This is a genomic window from Bradyrhizobium sp. Pa8 (assembly GCF_052588265.1).
The window spans coordinates 435171-454260 of the sequence record NZ_CP176767.1 but is presented as its reverse complement, the minus strand read 5'-3'; the positions used below and the strand labels follow the sequence as shown (position 1 = coordinate 454260).

15 protein-coding genes are annotated in these 19090 nt (G+C 64.8%); 6 read left to right on the top strand and 9 right to left on the bottom strand.

The window, feature by feature from the left end:
- Window positions 1-14: 14 nt before the first annotated feature.
- Both atpA and ACKWRH_RS02100 read right to left on the bottom strand, forming a co-directional pair.
- Window positions 15-1544: a F0F1 ATP synthase subunit alpha gene (gene atpA, locus ACKWRH_RS02105; RefSeq protein WP_063980422.1), complete on the bottom strand. Its 1530-nt coding sequence runs from the start codon at window positions 1542-1544 to the stop codon at window positions 15-17.
- Window positions 1544-2104, bottom strand: coding sequence for a F0F1 ATP synthase subunit delta (locus ACKWRH_RS02100; protein ID WP_445219126.1), 561 nt, complete (start codon window positions 2102-2104; stop codon window positions 1544-1546). Before ACKWRH_RS02100 ends, atpA begins: the two co-directional genes overlap by 1 nt.
- Before the next feature lie 627 nt (window positions 2105-2731).
- Between ACKWRH_RS02100 and ACKWRH_RS02095 the strand changes: the two genes are divergently transcribed.
- Entirely contained in the window at window positions 2732-3241 is a 510-nt protein-coding gene (locus tag ACKWRH_RS02095) for a septal ring lytic transglycosylase RlpA family protein (protein ID WP_445219125.1), read from the top strand.
- Between the two features lie 227 nt (window positions 3242-3468).
- On the opposite strand, the gene ACKWRH_RS02090 is transcribed toward ACKWRH_RS02095, so the two are convergent.
- On the bottom strand, window positions 3469-5679 hold the full coding sequence (locus tag ACKWRH_RS02090) for a primosomal protein N' (protein WP_445219124.1): 2211 nt from the start codon (window positions 5677-5679) through the stop codon (window positions 3469-3471).
- A gap of 114 nt (window positions 5680-5793) precedes the next feature.
- Between ACKWRH_RS02090 and ACKWRH_RS02085 the strand changes: the two genes are divergently transcribed.
- Window positions 5794-6759, top strand: a complete 966-nt coding sequence (locus ACKWRH_RS02085; protein ID WP_445219123.1) for a tyrosine recombinase XerC — start codon at window positions 5794-5796, stop codon at window positions 6757-6759.
- 9 nt (window positions 6760-6768) lie between these two features.
- Here ACKWRH_RS02085 and ACKWRH_RS02080 read toward each other — a convergent pair whose 3' ends face one another.
- Complete coding sequence (locus tag ACKWRH_RS02080) at window positions 6769-7341, bottom strand: hypothetical protein (RefSeq protein ID WP_445219122.1); 573 nt, start codon at window positions 7339-7341, stop codon at window positions 6769-6771.
- 328 nt (window positions 7342-7669) lie between these two features.
- On the opposite strand from ACKWRH_RS02080, the gene ACKWRH_RS02075 reads away from it, so the two are divergent.
- The 4 genes from ACKWRH_RS02075 (at window position 7670) to ACKWRH_RS02060 (ending at window position 11557) form a co-directional block, all read left to right on the top strand.
- A complete protein-coding gene (locus tag ACKWRH_RS02075) occupies window positions 7670-7918 on the top strand; it encodes a hypothetical protein (protein WP_253573733.1) in 249 nt (82 codons plus the stop codon).
- Complete coding sequence (locus ACKWRH_RS02070) at window positions 7905-9308, top strand: class I SAM-dependent methyltransferase (RefSeq protein WP_445219121.1); 1404 nt, start codon at window positions 7905-7907, stop codon at window positions 9306-9308. Before ACKWRH_RS02075 ends, ACKWRH_RS02070 begins: the two co-directional genes overlap by 14 nt.
- A 5-nt stretch (window positions 9309-9313) precedes the next feature.
- Window positions 9314-10852, top strand: coding sequence for a sulfatase (locus ACKWRH_RS02065; protein ID WP_445219120.1), 1539 nt, complete (start codon window positions 9314-9316; stop codon window positions 10850-10852).
- A 114-nt stretch (window positions 10853-10966) separates the two neighbouring features.
- Window positions 10967-11557 carry a DUF4337 domain-containing protein gene (locus ACKWRH_RS02060; protein WP_445219119.1) on the top strand — a complete coding sequence of 197 codons (591 nt, stop codon included), beginning with the start codon at window positions 10967-10969 and terminating at the stop codon, window positions 11555-11557.
- A 185-nt stretch (window positions 11558-11742) separates the two neighbouring features.
- On the opposite strand, the gene ACKWRH_RS02055 is transcribed toward ACKWRH_RS02060, so the two are convergent.
- From ACKWRH_RS02055 to ACKWRH_RS02035, 5 genes are all read right to left on the bottom strand, one after another.
- Window positions 11743-12273, bottom strand: a complete 531-nt coding sequence (locus ACKWRH_RS02055) for a hypothetical protein (protein ID WP_014490615.1) — start codon at window positions 12271-12273, stop codon at window positions 11743-11745.
- Window positions 12274-12306: 33 nt separating this feature from the next.
- Window positions 12307-13707 (bottom strand): dihydrolipoyl dehydrogenase, encoded by a 1401-nt coding sequence (gene lpdA / locus ACKWRH_RS02050; protein ID WP_445219118.1) that lies wholly within the window; start codon window positions 13705-13707, stop codon window positions 12307-12309.
- Between the two features lie 57 nt (window positions 13708-13764).
- Window positions 13765-14526, bottom strand: a complete 762-nt coding sequence (locus ACKWRH_RS02045; protein ID WP_445219117.1) for an SDR family oxidoreductase — start codon at window positions 14524-14526, stop codon at window positions 13765-13767.
- A 56-nt stretch (window positions 14527-14582) separates the two neighbouring features.
- Window positions 14583-15824 (bottom strand): 2-oxoglutarate dehydrogenase complex dihydrolipoyllysine-residue succinyltransferase, encoded by a 1242-nt coding sequence (gene odhB, locus ACKWRH_RS02040; protein WP_445219116.1) that lies wholly within the window; start codon window positions 15822-15824, stop codon window positions 14583-14585.
- A gap of 159 nt (window positions 15825-15983) precedes the next feature.
- A complete protein-coding gene (locus ACKWRH_RS02035; protein WP_445219115.1) occupies window positions 15984-18953 on the bottom strand; it encodes a 2-oxoglutarate dehydrogenase E1 component in 2970 nt (989 codons plus the stop codon).
- Window positions 18954-19090: the final 137 nt, after the last annotated feature.

The following is a 19090-nucleotide window of genomic DNA, read 5'->3' as shown; positions in this document are numbered from 1 at the left end:
GGCCTTGACGGCACTTACGCGAAGCTCTTCGCGAAGCCTTCGACCACCGACTTCAGCTTGGCGGCGGTGTCGTCGGAGAGATCGCGGCTGTCGCGGATCGCGTTGAGGATCTCGGCGTTCTTGCCGCGCAGCAGCGACAGCAGGCCGTCCTCGAACGCGCGCACCTTGTTGAGCGGAAGCGGATCGAGATAGCCGTTGGTGCCGGCCCAAATCACGCAGACCTGCTCTTCCATCTTCAGCGGCGCGAACTGCGGCTGCTTCAGCAGCTCGGTCAGGCGCGAACCGCGGTTGAGCAGGCGCTGGGTCGAGGCGTCGAGATCGGAGCCGAACTGCGCGAACGCCGCCATTTCGCGGTACTGCGCGAGCTCGCCCTTGATCTTGCCGGCGACCTTCTTGGTGGCCTTGGTCTGCGCGGACGAACCGACGCGCGACACCGACAGACCGACGTTCACGGCGGGGCGGATGCCCTGGAAGAACAGGTCGGTTTCCAGGAAGATCTGGCCGTCGGTGATCGAGATGACGTTGGTCGGAATATAGGCCGACACGTCGTTGGCCTGGGTTTCGATGACCGGCAGCGCCGTCAGCGAGCCCGAGCCCTGGTCCTTGTTCAGCTTCGCCGCGCGCTCGAGCAGGCGGGAATGCAGATAGAACACGTCGCCCGGATAGGCTTCGCGGCCCGGCGGGCGGCGCAGCAGCAGCGACATCTGACGGTAGGCGACGGCCTGCTTGGACAGATCGTCATAGATGATGACGGCGTGCATGCCGTTGTCGCGGAAGTACTCGCCCATGGTGCAGCCGGTAAACGGCGCGATGTACTGCATCGGCGCCGGATCCGAGGCGGTGGCAGCGACGATGATCGAGTATTCGAGCGCGCCCTGCTCTTCCAGCACCTTCACGAACTGGGCGACGGTCGAACGCTTCTGGCCGATCGCGACGTAGACGCAATACAGCTTGATGTTCTCGTCCGGCTGCGCGTTGAGCGGCTTCTGGTTCAGGATGGTGTCGAGCGCGATCGCGGTCTTGCCGGTCTGACGGTCACCGATGATCAGCTCGCGCTGGCCACGGCCGATCGGGATCAGGGCGTCGATCGCCTTGAGGCCGGTCGCCATCGGCTCGCTCACCGACTTGCGCGGAATGATGCCGGGCGCCTTGACGTCGACGCGCATGCGCTTGTCGGCCTGAATCGGGCCCTTGCCGTCGATCGGATTGCCGAGCGCGTCGACGACGCGGCCGAGCAGGCCCTTGCCGACCGGCGCGTCCACGATGGCGCGGGTGCGCTTGACGGTCTGGCCTTCCTTGATCTCGCGGTCGGCGCCGAAAATAACGATACCGACGTTGTCGGTTTCGAGGTTCAGCGCCATGCCGCGGGTGCCGTTCTCGAACTCGACCATTTCACCGGCCTGGACGTTGTCCAGACCGTAGACGCGGGCAATACCGTCGCCGACGGACAGCACCTGTCCGACTTCGGAGACTTCAGCTTCCTGGCCGAAATTCTTGATCTGGTCCTTCAGGATCGCGGAAATTTCCGCGGCGCGGATGTCCATCAGCCTGCCTCTTTCATCGCGTGCTTGATCGAATTGAGTTTGGTGCGAAGCGAACTATCGATCATGCGGCTGCCGAGCTTGACGACGAGGCCACCGATGATCGAGGGATCGACATTCACGTTGAGCGCGACGTCCTTGCCGGTCACCGACTTCAGGGCAACCTTGAGGGCGTCGAGATTCTTGTCCGAAAGCGCTTCCGCCACGGTGACGTCGGCCGTCACCTCGCCCTTGAACCGGGCGACGAGGGCGCGATAGGCGCGAATGACGTCAGCCACCGCGAACAGGCGGCGGTTGGCGGTCAGGACCTTCAGAAAATTGGCGGAGATGCCGGCGATGCCCGCCTTGTCCAGCACGGCCGAGAGGGCCCTGGACTGGGCGTCGGCCGCGAACACCGGGCTGCGGACGAGGCGCTTCAGATCGGCGCTTTCGTTCAGCAAACCCTCGAATTTGTCGAGATCGGCTTTGACCTCGTCAACCACATTCTGGTCGCGGGCCAGTTCAAACAAGGCCGTTGCATAACGGCCCGACACACCGGAAACGGACGTATCTTCTGCAGCCACAGACGCGCTCTTTTTGCTGTCAAACTCGCAAGGGAAAAACCGTCGCCGCGAAGCGGCGCCAAGCGATCCAAGCCCTTGGAATTCAAGCGGGACTTCGATTTTCGGCCGACACGGGAGGTGCCGGGTCCGTTAAAATCGCGGCTTTGCTAACATAGCAGGCGCGCACGTGCAACATGACGCCAAATTAAAGGCACGACCTTCTGTCGCCAGTTCGTCGCAGCCGACGGCGCCGCGATAGCGGCCTGCCACGTCGCGGAATGACGCGCCCTCTCGGCTGCATCGCGCCCATTGGTTCAGCGCATAGCGGCCATGAGCACAGATCGCTGAGGCGTGATTCGGACGAGACTCGCAGTCTCCCCTGAATACTTTCCTAATTCTAAACGTGAAGTATAACGACTTCGTTTTACAGTATTCATAAGTAATAATTCGGTTAAAGAATTGTTAAAACGAAAGATTTCCGAACATCGTTTGCAATATCAGTGCCAATCACAAGATATGTCATGACGACATAGAACGAATTTACTGCCCAATTCGCGCCTCATTAGGAATCGAAACGCGATCCCGCTCACAAACTTACGGGGGCTGCACTTGCCACATATGTGGCAATACTAGATTAGGGACCACTAAATGCTGTCATTGAAGACGCTGGGCTCCGTGACCCGGCCGCGCACGGCGATCGCTTTCGTTGCCGCCACTCTCGTCGTCGGTGGAACCGCCACCGAGGCCTCTGCCAAATCCCGGCATCACCACCGGTATTCTCATCATCATCATCGCCACCACGCCCAGAACGATGCCAACACGACCTCCGATTGGCGCAATGCCAACGCGTCGATGACGCCGTCGTCGGGCACGGGCCGCAGCTTCTCCGGCATGGCCTCCTATTATGGCAACGAGTCCGGCAGCAGGACTGCCTCGGGCCAACGCTTCAACCAGAACGCCATGACCGCGGCGCACCGTTCGCTGCCATTCGGCACCAAGCTGCGCGTCACCCATGGCGGCTCGAGCGTCATCGTCACCATCAATGACCGTGGCCCGTTCATTCGCGGCCGTGTTCTCGACCTCTCCACCGGCGCTGCCCGCGCCATTGGCCTCACCGGCGCCGGTGTCGGCCGCGTCACCGCGGAAGTGATCTCCTAAGGCGCGACCAGCGCCTCACCACACAAGCGCAGTTCCCGTCAGCGTCCGCATGGACCTGTGAGCGGCGGGATCGGCGCAGGTGAAGCAAGCCCGCCGTCTTGGGGGACGGCGGGCTTTTTGCTGCCCCGTCATTGCGAGCGCAGCGAAGCAATCCAGGATCCCTCCGCGGAGACAGTCTGGATTGCTTCGCTGCGCTCGCAATGACGAGGAGAGAGTTTTGACGATCCCTACAAAAAGCTCTGCGGGTCGACGTCCACTTCGAGCTTTTGATTGCCCTTCGGCTTTGGACACACCGCCAGCCAGTTCCGTAAATAGTCCGACAGGTCGAAACCGCGCGCCGATTTCACCAGGATGCGGAAACGGTAGCGGCCCTTGATCACGGCGAGCGGGGCCTCCGCCGGTCCCAGCACCACGACGCGCTCGTCGCGCGGTGCGAGCGCAACGAGGCGGCGGCCCAAGCCTTCGGCGCTCGGACGGTCGCCTGCCGAAATGATCAGGCTCGCGAGCCGGCCGAACGGCGGATAGAGCGTGCGCTCGCGCAGATCGATCTCGCTGTCGTAGAAGGCCTCGCGGTCGCAGGCGATCAGCGCCTTCATCACGGGATGATCGGGCTGGTGGGTTTGGAGATAGCCGACGCCGCGGCCCTGCTCGCGCCCGGCACGGCCGATCACCTGGTTGAGCAGCTGCCAGGTGCGTTCCGAGGCGCGCGGATCGCCGTTGGACAGGCCCAGGTCCGCATCGACCACGCCGACGAGATTGAGCCGCGGAAAGTTGTGGCCCTTGGCGACGAGCTGCGTGCCGATGATGATGTCGACGCGGCCCTCCGCGATCTCGGTGAGCTCGGAGCGCATCGTCTCGATCGAGGTGATCAGATCGCTCGACAGCACCATGGTGCGCGCCTCGGGGAACAGCGCGGCCGCCTCCTCCTGCAAGCGCTCGACGCCCGGCCCGACCGCGACCAGTGATTCCTCCGCCGCACAATGCGGGCAGGTCTGCGGGCGCGGCATCGAGAAGCCGCAATGGTGGCAAACCAGCCGCTGGCGAAAGCGGTGATCGACCAGCCAGGCATCGCAGATGGTGCAGGCGAAGCGATGGCCGCAGGCACGGCACAGCGTCAGCGGCGCATAACCGCGGCGATTGAGGAACAGCAACGCCTGCTCGCGCTTTTCAATCGCTTTTCTGATCTCGCCAGCGAGCCGCGGCGAGATGAAGCGGCCGCGCGCCGGCGGCTCGCGGCGCATGTCGATCGCCTCGATATGCGGCATGTGCTGGCCGCCGAAGCGCGAGGGCAGTGCGATGCGTTGATAGCGGTTCTTGCGCGCATTGACCTCGGATTCGACCGACGGCGTGGCGGAGGCCAGCACGATCGGGATCTTTGCGATATGCGCGCGCACCACCGCCATGTCGCGGGCGTGATAATGCACGCCCTCGTCCTGCTTGTAGGCCTGGTCGTGCTCTTCATCGACCACGATGAGGCCAAGATTGGCGTACGGCAGAAACAGCGCCGAGCGCGCGCCGACCACGACCGGCGCACTGCCGTCGGAGATCGCGGCCCAATTGCGCGCGCGGGTGCGCGGCGTCAGCTCCGAATGCCATTCGATCGGCCGCACGCCAAAGCGCTGCGCGAAGCGGTCGAGGAACTGGCCGGTCAGCGCGATCTCCGGCATCAGGATCAGAGTCTGCTTGCCGCGGCGGATGGTCTCTGCAATCGCCTCGAAATAGACCTCGGTTTTGCCGGAGCCGGTGACGCCGTCGAGCAGCGCAACGTGAAAGGTGCCGTTGGCGGCGAGCGCGCGCATTGCATCCACCCCGGCGCGCTGGAGCGGTGAAAAATCCGGCCGGCCAAAATCCGGATCGGGTGCCGGCGGCGGCGGAGGCGGCGGCATCGGCTCGACCGTGAGCGTGCCTTCGTCGACGAGGCCGTCGATCACGCCGGCCGAGACCCCTGCTTCCTTCGCCGCCTCGGACTTGCCGTGCAGCAGCCGGTCCGACAGCACCTCGATCACGCGCTGCCGCGCCGGCGTCAGCCGCCGCGGCGGATCGCCGATCAGGCGCACGCCGGCGCGCACCCGCTCCGGGCCGAGATTCTCGCCCATGCGCAGGCACATCCGCAGCACCATGCCGCGCGGGCTCAGCGTGTAATTGGCGACCCAGTCGACGACCGAGCGCAGCTCAGGCTTCAGCGGAGGAAGATCGAGCTTTTCGCTGACCTCCTTGAGCCGGTTGTGCAGGCGCGGGTCGGGATTGGCGTTTTCCGCCCAGACCACGGCCAGCACCTCGCGGGGTCCGAGCGGCACGCCGACAAGATCCCCCGCCTTCAGCTCCATCCCGCGCGGCACCTTGTACGAATAGGCCTGGTCGAGCGCGACCGGCACCAGCACGTCGACCATGCGGGTCGCGTTGGCGGGGGTGGTCGTGCTGCGCGACGAATGATCCATGGGGGGAGAGAATCGGAACCTGGGGAGCTCAAGGCTAGCGCCGCGGGGCGGCCTTAGCGAACAGTAAACGGGTGTGATGCGATATACTGTGCGGAATCATTACGTCCAGAGCGCATGAGCAAAGCGGCCGCCCCCCCAATCGAGCTCGCCAGCGCCGATCCTGACATCGCGCAGGAGATGACGCGCTGGCTGTCGCATCTCGGCGCCGAGCGGCGGCTGTCGCCGAAGACGCTGGAGGCCTATGGCCGCGACCTGCGGCAATGCCTGGATTTCCTTTGCAATCATTGGGGCGAGCGCGTGACGCTGGCGCGCTTTGCCGCGCTGGAAGCCACCGACATCCGCGCCTTCATGGCGATGCGCCGCGCCGACGACATTGCCGGCCGCTCGCTGATGCGCGCGCTCGCGGGCCTGCGCTCGTTCGGCCGGTTCCTCGAACGCGAAGGCAAGGGCAAGGTCGGCGCATTGTCGGCGATCCGCGCGCCGAAAGTCGCAAAAAGCCTGCCGAAGCCGCTGCCGATGGCGTCGGCCAAACGCCTCGCCGACGCCGACGAGCGCGCCGGCGAGGAACGCGAGACGTGGGTTCTGGCCCGCGATGCCGCGGTGATGGCGCTCTTGTATGGCTCGGGCCTGCGCATCTCCGAAGCGCTGGGGTTGAAGCGCCGCGAGGTGCCGCGGCCCGGCGAAGGCGACGTGCTGATCGTAACAGGCAAAGGCAACAAGACCCGCATGGTGCCGGTGCTGCAGAACGTGCTCGCGCTCGTGCAGGAATACGTTGCGATGTGCCCCTATCCGCTGCCGGCGGAAGGCCCGATCTTCCTCGGCGCGCGCGGCGGTCCCTTGAGTCCGCGCATCATCCAGCTCGCGATGGAGCGGCTGCGCGGCGCGCTCGGCCTGCCCGACAGCGCCACGCCGCATGCGCTGCGACACTCCTTCGCCACGCATCTGCTCTCGCGTGGCGGCGACCTGCGCGCGATCCAGGAGCTGTTGGGTCACTCCTCGCTCTCGACGACGCAGATCTACACCGGCATCGATTCGGAGCGGCTGCTCGAAGTCTATGCGAGCGCGCATCCGCGGCGGTGAAGCTGCGGCTCAATTCGCGAGATATTCGATCTCGTAGACGTAGTTCGAGCCGCGTCCGACCTCGACACGGACCATTGGCCTGAACTTCTCGAGGCGCTCATAGATCGGCTCCGTGACCTTCACGGATTGGCCCGCGATGCGGACGAGATATTCCGCCCTGCTGCGGCCAGTTGACCTCCACGCACGATCGACGCGACCTTCGATCACGAGGCGGGAGGTCATGTGATCGAGGACGAGCATCCGTCCGAAGAACCATGCAATGAGGCTCCCGAACAGCACGATCGCGATCATCGCACCGAACCCCTTCGCCTTGTCGCGCCATGAGCCCCGAGGCGCAGGGACTCGCAACTGAGAGCCGACGACCGCCAGGCCGAAGAGAACGAGAAAGGCATGCATGTCGTTGACGGCGATGACCGAACTCTTGTCGAAAAACAGCACCAGCACGAAGTAGGCCACGCCGAACGCGGTCACGATCTTGAGGACGAACGGAAAGGCCGCGATCTTGCGGGCCCTTAGCAACGCCAACGTCGCGAGGACGACGAACGGCCAGAAGCAGGCTGCGATGAAATCCGCTGCGGTCATGAGGCATGACTAGAACAGCTCGCACGCGAAACCATTAATGGCAGCGGCTATGACGCTTGCCTCCGCCGCCGATTGCGGCCTTCGGTCAATCATCGGTAAACCGGCAACATAAAATTCGTGAGCGCGCACGTCGCCGAAAAATTGTTTCCCGGCATGTCCCACCTGCCTTATTCGCGGAATCGGGCTGTGCAGCGGTGGCGAAATTTGGGCCAGCTCCGCCTTGATGGACAAGATTTAAGGTTACGCGCGCAGGTGGAATGCTACGCTCTGTCACAGACAGCGCGTCCGGCCCGTTATGGCCGGCCGCCATCGTCGTCACGGGGCTTCAATGAAGAAGAAATCTCCTGTGGTCTTCATGACCATGCTGGCGTGTCTGGCTGCGCTGATGCCGACCAGCGCCTATGCCTATCTCGATCCGGGTACGGGCGCATTCGCGGTGCAGAGCCTGATCGCGGCCATTGCCGGCGGCCTGATTGCGGTTCGCGCCTATGGACGGCGGATCCTGGGATTGTTCTGGCGTTCGAAAGCTCCCCCGGAGCGCTGGCCCAAGGACTCTTCGGGCAATGGCCATTCGTGATCCCGGCTCATTCCGCGACCCCACCGGCACCATCTTCTCGTCCGGCGACACGATCCTGCGCTCCGTCAACAGCGAGGCCGCGCAGAATTTCGCGCGGCTGAAATCATCCGGCGCCTATGACGATTTGACTGGTCGTGGATGGATCATCGGGGCGGACGAGGCCGATGCGACACTGCTGGCGGAGGTGCCGGAGCCGGCGCGGGGCGGACGCGTCCTCGTCCACCCAAGACTGCCGTTCATCTCCTATCCCTATGAATGGCCCTTCGCGCTGCTCAAGCGCGCTGCGCTGTTGCACCTCGACGTGCAGCTGCGCGCTCTCGATTTCGGTTTCGCGCTGTCCGATGCGAGCGCCTACAATGTTCAGTTCGCAGGCCACCGTCCGGTCTTCATCGACATCCCCTCCTTCGTCCCATACCAGGACGGCGACTACTGGACCGGCCAGCGCCAGTTCGTCGAGCAGTTCGTCAATCCGCTGCTGCTGCGTGCGCTGTTCGGGATTGCGCACAATGCCTGGTATCGCGGCGCGCTCGAAGGTATCGCGAGCAGCGACATCGTCGCGCTGCTCGGCCGGTTCAGGCGCTGGCTCGCGCCTGATATCCTGACCAACATCACGCTGCCGGACCTGATGCAGCGACGCGCGCGGCACGCGCCTGATACGGCCGCCCGCCCGGTGAGGCCGCTGCCCAGGGCTGCGCTGGAACTGGTGCTGCAGCGGCTGCATGGCTGGATTTCGAAGCTGACGCCGAAGGCGATCGCGCCGACGGAATGGCAGCGCTACGAGATCGGCAATGTGTCCTATGCCGGCGACGAGGAGCGCAGGAAGCAGGATTTCGTCGCGGACTTCGCCCGGCGCCATCTGCCCGTCTGCGCCTGGGACATCGGCTGCAACACCGGCCGTTACGCCAAGGCGCTGCTGGCGAACGGGGCGGGATCGGTGGTCGGCTTCGACAGCGACCTCGACGCGCTGGAGGCAGCGGCATCGCGCGCGCCCGCCGGAGACCTCAACTTCCTGCCGCTGTTCTCTGACGCGGCAAACCCGAGCCCCGCGCAGGGCTGGGCCGAGGCAGAGCGGTCCGGCCTGACCTCGCGCCGCAACGCCGACGCCGTCGTCGCGCTGGCGCTGGTGCATCACCTCGCGATCGGCCGCAACGTGCCGCTGCCGTTTGTCGTGGAATGGCTGGTCGGCCTCGCGCCGCGCGGCGTGATCGAATTCGTGCCGAAGCCGGATCCGATGGTCCAGCGCATGCTGCGGCTGCGGCGCGACATCTTCGCGGATTACGACAGTGCGCAGTTCGAGCAGGCGCTCGGTCGTCACGCCCGGATCGTGCAGCGCCTCGAACTCGCGGCCGGCGGCCGCACGCTGTACGAATTCGAACGCGTTGCGGGCTAGCCACGATGCGCCCTCAGGACGATCACTGGCTTCTCCTGCGATCGCTGCTCGCGGCCGCGATCCTGTCGACGTTGGCCTTGCTCGATTTCGACGCCGGGAACATCACGGCGCTCGCCGGCCCCTCGCGGGTGCTGCACTATGCCGCCGGCACATTGGCGATCACGGCCATGCTGGCCGCCGGCCTCAAGATCCTGCTGCGGAGGCTGCCGCTCTGGCGCATCCTGCTTGCATCGGGATTGATGATGTTCGTCTTCTTCGCCTACGACATCGATCTGATCCAACGCGAACTGAAAGCACATCTCGGCCAGCTGGCGCCACTGGCCTGGGTGCTGGTGACATTGGGCAGCCTCATCGTGACACTCGGCACGATCCGCAATCGCGCCGCTGTATCGATCGCGCTGGTTCTGTCGGCCGCATTTGCGGTGCCGTCGATCGCGCGAATTGCGACATTCGCGATGCGCGACTCCCCCGCGCACGCCACTGCTTCTGATACGACCGGGACGCGCGAGCGATTTGCACTCTCGCCAAACATCTACTGGATCGTGCTCGACGGGTATCCGCGGCAGGACGTGCTCGCCGAGGATTTCAACTTCGACAACACCGACTTCATCCAGTCGCTGCGCGGGCTGGACTTCGCCGTGCTGGGTAAGAGCCGCTCCAATTTCCCGGCCACCGTCAATTCGATTTCCAGCACGGCCGGCTTCGACTACCCTGTTGAGGGCGAAGGCGAGACGCTTCGACCCCTGCCGTTGCAGGAGATGCAGGCGCGCGTCAGGGGCAAGAACGGTACCGTGGCTCGCCTGAAGTCGGCGGGCTACACTTATGTGCATTTCGAGAACGGCTATGACTATCTGACCGAATGCGCACCGGACGAGCCGCGATGCGTGCGCGGCCATCTGGGGCTAGACGAGCTCGACATCGCGATCCTCTCCAACACCCCGATCATCGACCTGATCGTGCAGCACCGCCAGTCGACGCCGTTCGCATGGGGCGGCGTCGACGATCTCAATGCGAAGCTGAGCACCATCCGCGCGATGCCCGCGCCGTTCTTTCTCTATGCCCATGTCCTGGCGCCGCACCCGCCGATCCGTTTCCGGTCGGATTGCAGCTTTCGCCCGGCCGATCCGGATCTCCAGCTCTGGCGCCCGGGGGCGCGGCCGGCCTTCATCGAGCAGCTCACTTGCGTCAACTCACAGACGCTGGCGCTTCTCCATGAAATCACGCGAGCCGATCCAGGCGCGCTGATCGTGCTCCAGTCGGACCATGGCACGGCCTTTCGCGGCCAATTCGAGAAGCCGGCGACGGCATGGACGGACGAGGATCTGCACGAACGGTTCGGCGCCCTGAACGCGATGCGATTACCCGGGCCCTGCCGTGCCATGGCGGCCGATGACCTGACGCTGGTCGATACGTTTCCCCTGGTGCTCTCCTGCCTGGCCGGCGCGGCGTTCCAGCCGCATTATCCACGCTTTTTCGTAACGCCGTATGACAGCAGCACAGATTTCGGCCGCGCGATCGAATATCCGTCCAAGCGCGTGAGATAGACCCCGGCCATCGCGACGACGGGATGCCGCGAATGCGGCTTGACGCTTGGCTTGGCGCTTGCGTCCGGCAACGCATTCGGTCAATCGTAGCGGGCCGCAGCAGGAGGGGGAATCATGAGCGCGCATGAAAGCATGGAGCATGCCGAGCACGCCGAACACGCGTCCGGCTCGAACAAGAAGATCGCGCTGCTGATCGCCGTGCTGGCGCTGTTCCTGGCGATCTCGGAGACGCTCGGCAAGGGCGCCCAGACCGAATCGATCAGCAAGAACGTCGAGGGCGCCAATCTCTGGGCGTTCTTCCAGGCCAAGAGTATTCGCCGCACCGTGGTCGTGACCGCGGCCGAGCAGGGCAAGCTGACGCTGGCCGCTACGACCGACGACGCCATGAAGGCGACGGTGCAGAAGCAGATCGACGACTGGACCAAGACCGCGGCGCGCTACCGCTCCGAGCCCGAGACCGGCGAAGGCACCGAGCAGCTCGCCGAGAAGGCCAAGCACGCCGAACACGAACGCGACGAGGCGACCGCGAAGTACCATCATTTCGAGCTGGCGTCCGCCGCCTTCCAGATCGGCATCGTGCTGGCCTCGGCCACCATCATCACCGGCATGATCGCGCTCGCTTATGTCGGCGGCGTCCTGACGCTGGCCGGCCTCCTCATGACCGCGCTCGGCCTGTGGTGGCCGCATCTGTTGCATTTGCATTGAGGGCGTTGAGGCGGGGCGCATAAGGGCAACAACATCGACGGTGTCATGCCCCGGCTTGACCGGGGCATCCAGTACGCCGCGGCTCCTCCGGATTCGATTGACGTCTTTGAAATACTGGATCGCCCGGTCAAGCCGGGCGATGACATCGAATGTGTGGCAATGACAGTGAGTCTATAGCGGGCAGATCACCGCGCCTGGTGCACGCTCTTGCGGAACCGCTGGATCAGGCGGAGCGTACGGGCGGACCAGCCTTCGCCGTTGCCGGCGATCAGCTCGCGGATGCGGTGCTTGATCGGGTCGACCAGCTCGGCGGCCTTGGCGCGCAGCTTCATCACGAGATCGTAGAGCCGCTCGAACCAGTGCATCTCCATCAGCTTGTCGCGCGTCACGTCGAATACGAAGGCGGTGACGCCGACGCCGAGCAGCTTTGCGAACAGAAACGTGGATACGCCGGTCAGCCAGTATTCATGCGTGAGCAGATACAGGCCGATCAGCTTGAGCGGAAACAGCGGGATGATCGGCACCGCGAACACGATCAGCGTCATGGCCGGCGGCAGCGCATCGACGCGCTCGGTCAGCCATTGCTTGAAGCGTGCGAGCGGGATGGCTGCAACAACCCGCGCGACGATCGGCTCGAGATGGTCCCACAGCCAGGCTTCGATCAGGAAGATGATCGCCAGCAAGACCCAGACCGGTTGAAGTAGGCGGCGCAGCATGTGTTTCCCGCCCGATTCAGCTAGGCGCGTCGCCTACATATGGATGGCCCGCTTGCCCACCGCAAGCGCGGCTTCCTTGATGGCTTCCGAGCGGGTCGGATGCGCGTGGCAGGTGCGCGCGAGATCTTCCGCGCTGCCGCCAAACTCCATGAGAACGCAGGCTTCATGGATCATTTCGCCGGCTTCACGGCCGATAATGTGCACGCCGAGCACGCGATCGGTCTTCGCATCTGCGAGAATCTTCACGAAGCCGTCGGTGGTCTGGTTGACCTTGGAGCGGCCGTTGGCGGTAAAGGGAAACTTTCCGACGGTATAAGCCACGCCGGCCTGCTTCAGCTCCTCCTCGGTCTTGCCGACGGCAGACACTTCCGGCGTGGTATACACGACGCCTGGGATAACGTCGTAGTTCACGTGGCCGGCTTGCCCTGCGATGATCTCCGCAACCGCAACGCCCTCATCCTCGGCCTTGTGCGCGAGCATCGGACCCGCGACGACGTCGCCGATGGCATAGACGCCCTTGAGGCTGGTGGCGAAATGCGGATCGATCTGCACACGGCCGCGATTGTCGAGCGCAACACCGGCTTCCTTCAGGCCCAGCCCATCGGTGTAGGGCACGCGGCCGATGCAGACGAGAACGACATCGGCCTCGATGGTCTCGGCCGCGCCACCCGCAGCCGGTTCGATTTTCGCAAGCAGTGCCTTGCTGTTCACTTCGACGCCGGTGACCTTCGAACCAAGCTTGAATGCAAATCCCTGCTTTTCCAGCATGCGCTGGAATTGCTTGGCGATCTCGCCGTCCATGCCGGGCAGGATGCGATCGAGGAATTCGACGACCATGACTTCGGACCCGAGCCTGCGCCACACCGAGCCGAGCTCAAGCCCGATCACGCCGGCACCGATCACCAGCAATCTGCCGGGCACCTTCTCCAGCGACAGCGCGCCGGTCGAGGACACGATGCGCTTCTCGTCGATCTCGATGCCCTTCAGGCGCGCGATGTCCGAGCCGGTGGCGATCACGATGTTCTTGGTGTCGATGACTTGCGACTTGCCGTCGGCGGAGACTTCGACCTTGCCGGTGCCAAGAATCTTGCCCGTGCCCTTCAGCACGTCGATCTTGTTCTTCTTCATCAGGAACTCGACGCCCTTGACGTTGCCGTCGATGCCCTGCTGCTTGAAGTTCATCATCGCCGGCAGCTCGAGCTTCGGCGCGGAAACGGACACGCCCATCTTGGCGAAGGAGTGCCCGGCTTCCTCGAACATCTCGGACGCGTGCAGCAGCGCCTTCGACGGCATGCAGCCGACGTTCAGGCAGGTACCGCCGAGCGTGGCGTTCTTTTCGACCACGGCGACTTTCATGCCGAGCTGGCTGGCGCGCACCGCGCAGACATAACCGCCCGGTCCGGTGCCGATGACGACGAGATCGTAGGTAGCCATGAGAGAAAGTCCCGTGAGTTTAGCGTGATGAGGATGTGTCAGCGTCCGCGCGGCGCGTCAGCGTCCGCCGGACACATCGAGAATGGCTGAGGTGACGTAGGAGGCCTCGTCCGACATCAGCCAGACGATGGCATTGGCGATTTCGTCGGCGGTGCCGACGCGCTTCATCGGCACCATATGGGCCAGACGATGGGCGCGGTCGGGCTCGCCGCCGGCGGCGTGGATTTCGGTGTCGATCAGGCCGGGGCGGATGCCCGCGACACGGATGCCCTCGCCTGCGACCTCATAGCCGAGGCCAACGGTAAAGGAATCGATCGCGCCCTTGGACGCCGCATAGTCGACATAGGTATTCGGCGCACCAAGTCTGGCAGCGACCGATGACAGATTGACGATGACGCCGCCCTGGCCGCCGTGCTTGGTCGACATCCGCTTCACCGCTTCGCGCGCGCAGAGGATCGAGCCGGTGACGTTGACCGCCATCACGCGCCGGATGCGCTCGGCCGACATCTCGTCGACGCGCACGCCGCTCTGGCCGACGATGCCGCCATTGTTGACGAGTGCACCGAGCGTGCCGAACTTGTCGGCAGCCTCGAACAGCTCGATGATGTCGCTTTCCTCGGCAACATCGCATTTCACCGCGATGGCCTTGCCGTTGCTGGCCGCGATCTGGGCAACCACCTCGTCAGCGGCCGTTTTGTTGCTGGCGTAGCCGACGACGACCCGGAAGCCGCGCGCGGCCGCCGCAATCGCGGTCGCCCGCCCGATGCCGCGGCTGCCGCCGGTGATGACAACGACTTTATCCGTCACGCGCGCCTCCATGGTTCGACCCGCGCCGTCGCACGGTAAAGGCGACGGCGCTCGCGGAGCTTCAGGGATCAGAGATCCAGCACCAGGCGCGCCGGATCTTCCAGGCTCTCCTTGACGCGAACCAGGAAGGTCACGGCTTCCTTGCCGTCGATGACGCGGTGATCGTAGGACAGCGCCAGGTACATCATCGGGCGCACCTCGATCTTGCCGGCGACGACCATCGGCCGCTCCTGGATCTTGTGCATGCCGAGGATGCCGGACTGCGGCGCGTTCAGGATCGGGGTCGACATCAGCGAGCCGTAGATGCCGCCATTGGTGATGGTGAAGGTGCCGCCCTGCATCTCGTCGATCTTGAGCTGGCCGTCACGGGCGCGGCGGCCGAAATCGGCGATGCCCTTCTCGATGTCGGCGATCGACTTGTTGTCGCAGTCGCGCACCACCGGCACGACGAGGCCCTTGTCGGTGCCGACGGCGACGCCGATGTGGTAGTAGTTCTTGTAGATCAGATCGGTGCCGTCGATCTCGGCGTTGACCGCCGGGATGTCCTTCAGCGCCTGCACAACGGCCTTGGTGAAGAAGCCCATGAAGCCGAGCTTCGAGCCGTGCTTCTTCTCGAACGCATCCTTGTAGTGGGCGCGCAGCGCCATGACGTTGGTCATGTCGACCTCGTTGAAGGTCGTCAGCATGGCCGCCGTGTTCTGCACGTCCTTGAGGCGGCGCGCGATGGTCTGGCGCAGGCGGGTCATCTTGACGCGCTCTTCGCGGGCGGCGTCATCGGCCGGCGACGGCGCGCGGACCTGGACGGCGGCGGCGGGCTGGTTGACCGGGGTCGGCGCGGACGCGGCACGCTCGATCGCGGCAAGCATGTCGCCCTTGGTGACGCGGCCGTCCTTGCCGGAGCCCGGGACGGTGGAGGCATCGATGCCGGTCTCGGCCGACAGCTTGCGCACGGACGGGGCGAGCGGCGCATCGGCCGGCGGCGCCTTCGGCGCGCTAGGCGCCGGCGCAGCAGCCACGGCGGCCGGAGCGGCGGCGGCGGGCTTCGCGGGAGCAGCGGCGGGCTTCGCAGCACCGGCACCGTCGGTGATCTGGCCGAGCAGCGCACCGACCGCAACGGTTGCGCCATCGGCCGCGACGATCTCGCTCAGCGTGCCGGCGGAGGGCGCCGGGACCTCGATGGTGACCTTGTCGGTCTCGAGCTCCACCAAGGGCTCGTCGACGGCGACGGGATCGCCGGCCTTCTTGAACCAGCGGCCGATGGTGGCCTCGGTGACGGATTCGCCGAGCGTCGGCACACGAATTTCAGTCATGGTCTTTTCCTTAAGGGATCGCCGGTGCGGTCAATAATTCGGATGTCATCGCCCGCGAAGGCGGGCGATCCAGTACGCCGTGACGGTCGCGATAACGACGGGCGGCGCGGAATACTGGATGCCCCGCCTGCGCGGGGCATGACGAGGTGTAAAGACTTCTTAGCTCAGTGCTTCGTCCAGGAACGCCTTCAGCTGCGCCTGATGCTTGGACATCAGACCAGTGGCGGTCGCGGCGGAAGCGGCGCGGCCGACATAACGCGGACGCCGGCTCGCACCGTTCACCTGGTTCAGCACCCATTCCAGATAGGGCTCGATGAAGTGCCAGGCACCCATGTTGCGGGGCTCTTCCTGGCACCACACCACTTCAGCCTTCTTGAAGCGCGACAGCTCGGCCACCAGCGCCTTCAGCGGCACCGGATAAAGCTGCTCGACGCGCATCAGGTAGATGTCGTCGATGCCGCGCTTCTCGCGCTCCTCGTAGAGGTCGTAATAGACCTTGCCGGAGCAGAGCACGATGCGGCGGACCTTCTCGTCGGGGACGAGCTTGATCGCCTCGTTCGGCAGCATCTGGGCGTCATCATAGAGGATGCGGTGGAAGGTCGTTCCCTTCGCGAGCTCCTCGAGACGCGACACCGCCCGCTTGTGGCGCAGCAGCGACTTCGGCGTCATCAGGATCAGCGGCTTGCGGATCTCGCGATGAAGCTGGCGGCGCAGCACGTGGAAGTAGTTCGCCGGCGTGGTCGGGTAGACCACCTGCATGTTGTCTTCGGCGCACATCTGCAGATAACGCTCCAGACGCGCCGAGGAGTGCTCCGGTCCCTGGCCCTCATAGCCGTGCGGCAAGAGGCAGACGAGGCCGGACATGCGCAGCCATTTGCGCTCGCCCGAGGAGATGAACTGGTCGAACACGACCTGCGCACCGTTGGCGAAGTCGCCGAACTGGGCTTCCCACAGCGTCAGCGTGTTCGGCTCGGCGAGCGAGTAGCCGTATTCGAAGCCGAGCACGGCTTCTTCCGACAGCAGCGAGTTGATGACCTCGTAATGGCCCTGCTCGTGACCGAGATGGTTGAACGGCGTGTAGCGGCTCTCGTCTTCCTGGTCGATCAGGACCGAATGGCGCTGCGAGAAGGTGCCACGCTCGGAATCCTGGCCCGACAGGCGGACATGGTGGTTCTCGTTGAGCAGCGTGCAGAACGCCAGTGCCTCGCCGGTGGCCCAATCGATGCCGACGCCGGTGTCGATTGCCTTGGCGCGGTTGTCGAGGAAGCGCTGGATGGTGCGGTGAACGCGGAAGCCATCCGGCACCTTGGTGATCTTGCGGCCGATTTCTTTCAGCTCGGCGGTGTCGACGCCGGTGACGCCGCGGCGCGCATCCTCTTCCTGGTCGGCGATCTTGAAGCCGGACCACTTGCCGTCGAGCCAGTCGGCCTTGTTCGGCTTGTAGGAGGTGCCGGCCTCGAACTCGGCGTCGAGCCGCGCGCGCCAGTCGGCCTTGGCCTTATCGACCTCGCCCTCGGTCATCACGCCTTCGCTGATCAGGCGGCGGGCGTAGAGCTCGAGCGTCGACGGATGCGCGGCGATCCTCTTGTACATCACCGGCTGGGTGAAAGCCGGCTCGTCGCCCTCGTTATGGCCATGCCTGCGGTAGCAGAACATGTCGATGACGACGGGCTTGTGGAATTTCTGCCGGAACTCGGTTGCGACCTTGGCCGCGAACACGACGGCTTCCGGGTCGTCGCCGTTCACGTGGAAGATCGGTGCGTCGATCATCTTCGCCACGTCGGACGGATAGGGCGAGGAGCGCGAGTAGCGCGGATAGGTGGTGAAGCCGATCTGGTTGTTGACGATGAAGTGCACGGAGCCGCCGGTGCGGTAGCCCTTCAGGTCCGACAGGCCGAAGCATTCCGCGACCACGCCCTGGCCGGCGAACGCGGCGTCGCCATGCATCAGCAGCGGCATCACCGAGATGCGCTGGTCCGGCGGATCGCCGTGCTGGTCCTGCTTGGCGCGGACCTTGCCGAGCACCACGGGATCGACGATCTCGAGATGCGAGGGGTTGGCGGTCAGCGACAGATGGATGCGGTTGCCGTCGAACTCGCGGTCCGAGGAGGCGCCGAGGTGATATTTGACGTCGCCGGAGCCTTCGACCGCATCGGGGTTGGCCGAGCCGCCCTTGAATTCATGGAACAGGGCGCGGTGCGCCTTGCCCATCACCTGGGTCAGCACGTTGAGGCGGCCGCGATGCGGCATGCCGAGCACGACTTCCTTCACGCCGAGATTGCCGCCGCGCTTGATGATCTGCTCGAGCGCGGGAATCAGCGATTCACCGCCGTCGAGGCCAAAGCGCTTGGTGCCGGTGAACTTGGTGTCGCAGAACTTCTCGAAGCCTTCGGCTTCGACCAGCTTCGTCAGGATCGCGCGCCGGCCTTCGCGGGTGAACGAGATTTCCTTGTCCGGCCCCTCGATGCGCTCCTGGATCCACGCCTTCTGCGCGGCGTTGCTGATGTGCATGAACTCGACGCCGAGCGTCTGGCAGTAGGTGCGCTCGCAGATCGCGGTGATCTCGCGCAGCGTGGCGTATTCGAGCCCCAGCACGTGATCGAGGAAGATCTTGCGGTCGAAATCGGCTTCGCTGAAGCCGTAGGTGCGCGGGTCGAGCTCTTCGCGGTTGCGCGGGGCTTCGATGCCGAGCGGATCGAGCTTGGCGTGGAAGTGGCCGCGCATGCGGTAGGAGCGAATCAGCATCAGCGCGCGGACGGAGTCGCGCGTGGCCTGGAGCACGTCGGCGGACGAGAAATCAGCGCTCTTGTTGCCCGCCTGGGCCTGCACCTTGGCAGCGATCTTGGCACCGGCGGCCTTCTCGACCTGGGCCCAGTTGCCGTCGAGGGCGGAGGTGAGGTCGTCCTGCGGTGTCAGCGGCCAATTGGCGCGCTCCCAGGACGGGCCTTCGGCGTTCTTGCTGATATCGCCGGGCTGGTCGTTGAGGCTCTTGAAGAACTCCTGCCACTCGGCGTCGACCGAGGACGGGTCCTTCTCGTAGCGGGCGTAGATTTCGTCGATGTAGGTGGCGTTGGTGCCCTGCAAAAAGGAAGAGAGGGCAAAGGCTGCGTTCGCGTCCTGGCGAGACATACTTGAGTTCCTGGCGATTTCGGTTCGCGCATAACAAACGGCGCTGGCGCTGAGCTCCCCGGCAGAGGCCCAGTGCGACAGGCACCATTTATCCTATTTGCTACGAAACTTCGCCCGGAAAAGTACGAAGAAGTGAA

Bases quoted from the DNA above. Each gene is read 5' to 3' on its own strand.
- atpA (WP_063980422.1), bottom strand. From the start codon at position 1,544: ATGGACATCCGCGCCGCGGAAATTTCCGCGATCCTGAAGGACCAGATC.
- ACKWRH_RS02095 (WP_445219125.1), top strand. From the start codon at position 2,732: ATGCTGTCATTGAAGACGCTGGGCTCCGTGACCCGGCCGCGCACGGCG.
- ACKWRH_RS02090 (WP_445219124.1), bottom strand. From the start codon at position 5,679: ATGGATCATTCGTCGCGCAGCACGACCACCCCCGCCAACGCGACCCGC.
- ACKWRH_RS02085 (WP_445219123.1), top strand. From the start codon at position 5,794: ATGAGCAAAGCGGCCGCCCCCCCAATCGAGCTCGCCAGCGCCGATCCT.
- ACKWRH_RS02080 (WP_445219122.1), bottom strand. From the start codon at position 7,341: ATGACCGCAGCGGATTTCATCGCAGCCTGCTTCTGGCCGTTCGTCGTC.
- ACKWRH_RS02075 (WP_253573733.1), top strand. From the start codon at position 7,670: ATGAAGAAGAAATCTCCTGTGGTCTTCATGACCATGCTGGCGTGTCTG.
- ACKWRH_RS02070 (WP_445219121.1), top strand. From the start codon at position 7,905: ATGGCCATTCGTGATCCCGGCTCATTCCGCGACCCCACCGGCACCATC.
- ACKWRH_RS02065 (WP_445219120.1), top strand. From the start codon at position 9,314: ATGCGCCCTCAGGACGATCACTGGCTTCTCCTGCGATCGCTGCTCGCG.
- ACKWRH_RS02060 (WP_445219119.1), top strand. From the start codon at position 10,967: ATGAGCGCGCATGAAAGCATGGAGCATGCCGAGCACGCCGAACACGCG.
- ACKWRH_RS02055 (WP_014490615.1), bottom strand. From the start codon at position 12,273: ATGCTGCGCCGCCTACTTCAACCGGTCTGGGTCTTGCTGGCGATCATC.
- lpdA (WP_445219118.1), bottom strand. From the start codon at position 13,707: ATGGCTACCTACGATCTCGTCGTCATCGGCACCGGACCGGGCGGTTAT.
- ACKWRH_RS02045 (WP_445219117.1), bottom strand. From the start codon at position 14,526: ATGGAGGCGCGCGTGACGGATAAAGTCGTTGTCATCACCGGCGGCAGC.
- odhB (WP_445219116.1), bottom strand. From the start codon at position 15,824: ATGACTGAAATTCGTGTGCCGACGCTCGGCGAATCCGTCACCGAGGCC.
- ACKWRH_RS02035 (WP_445219115.1), bottom strand. From the start codon at position 18,953: ATGTCTCGCCAGGACGCGAACGCAGCCTTTGCCCTCTCTTCCTTTTTG.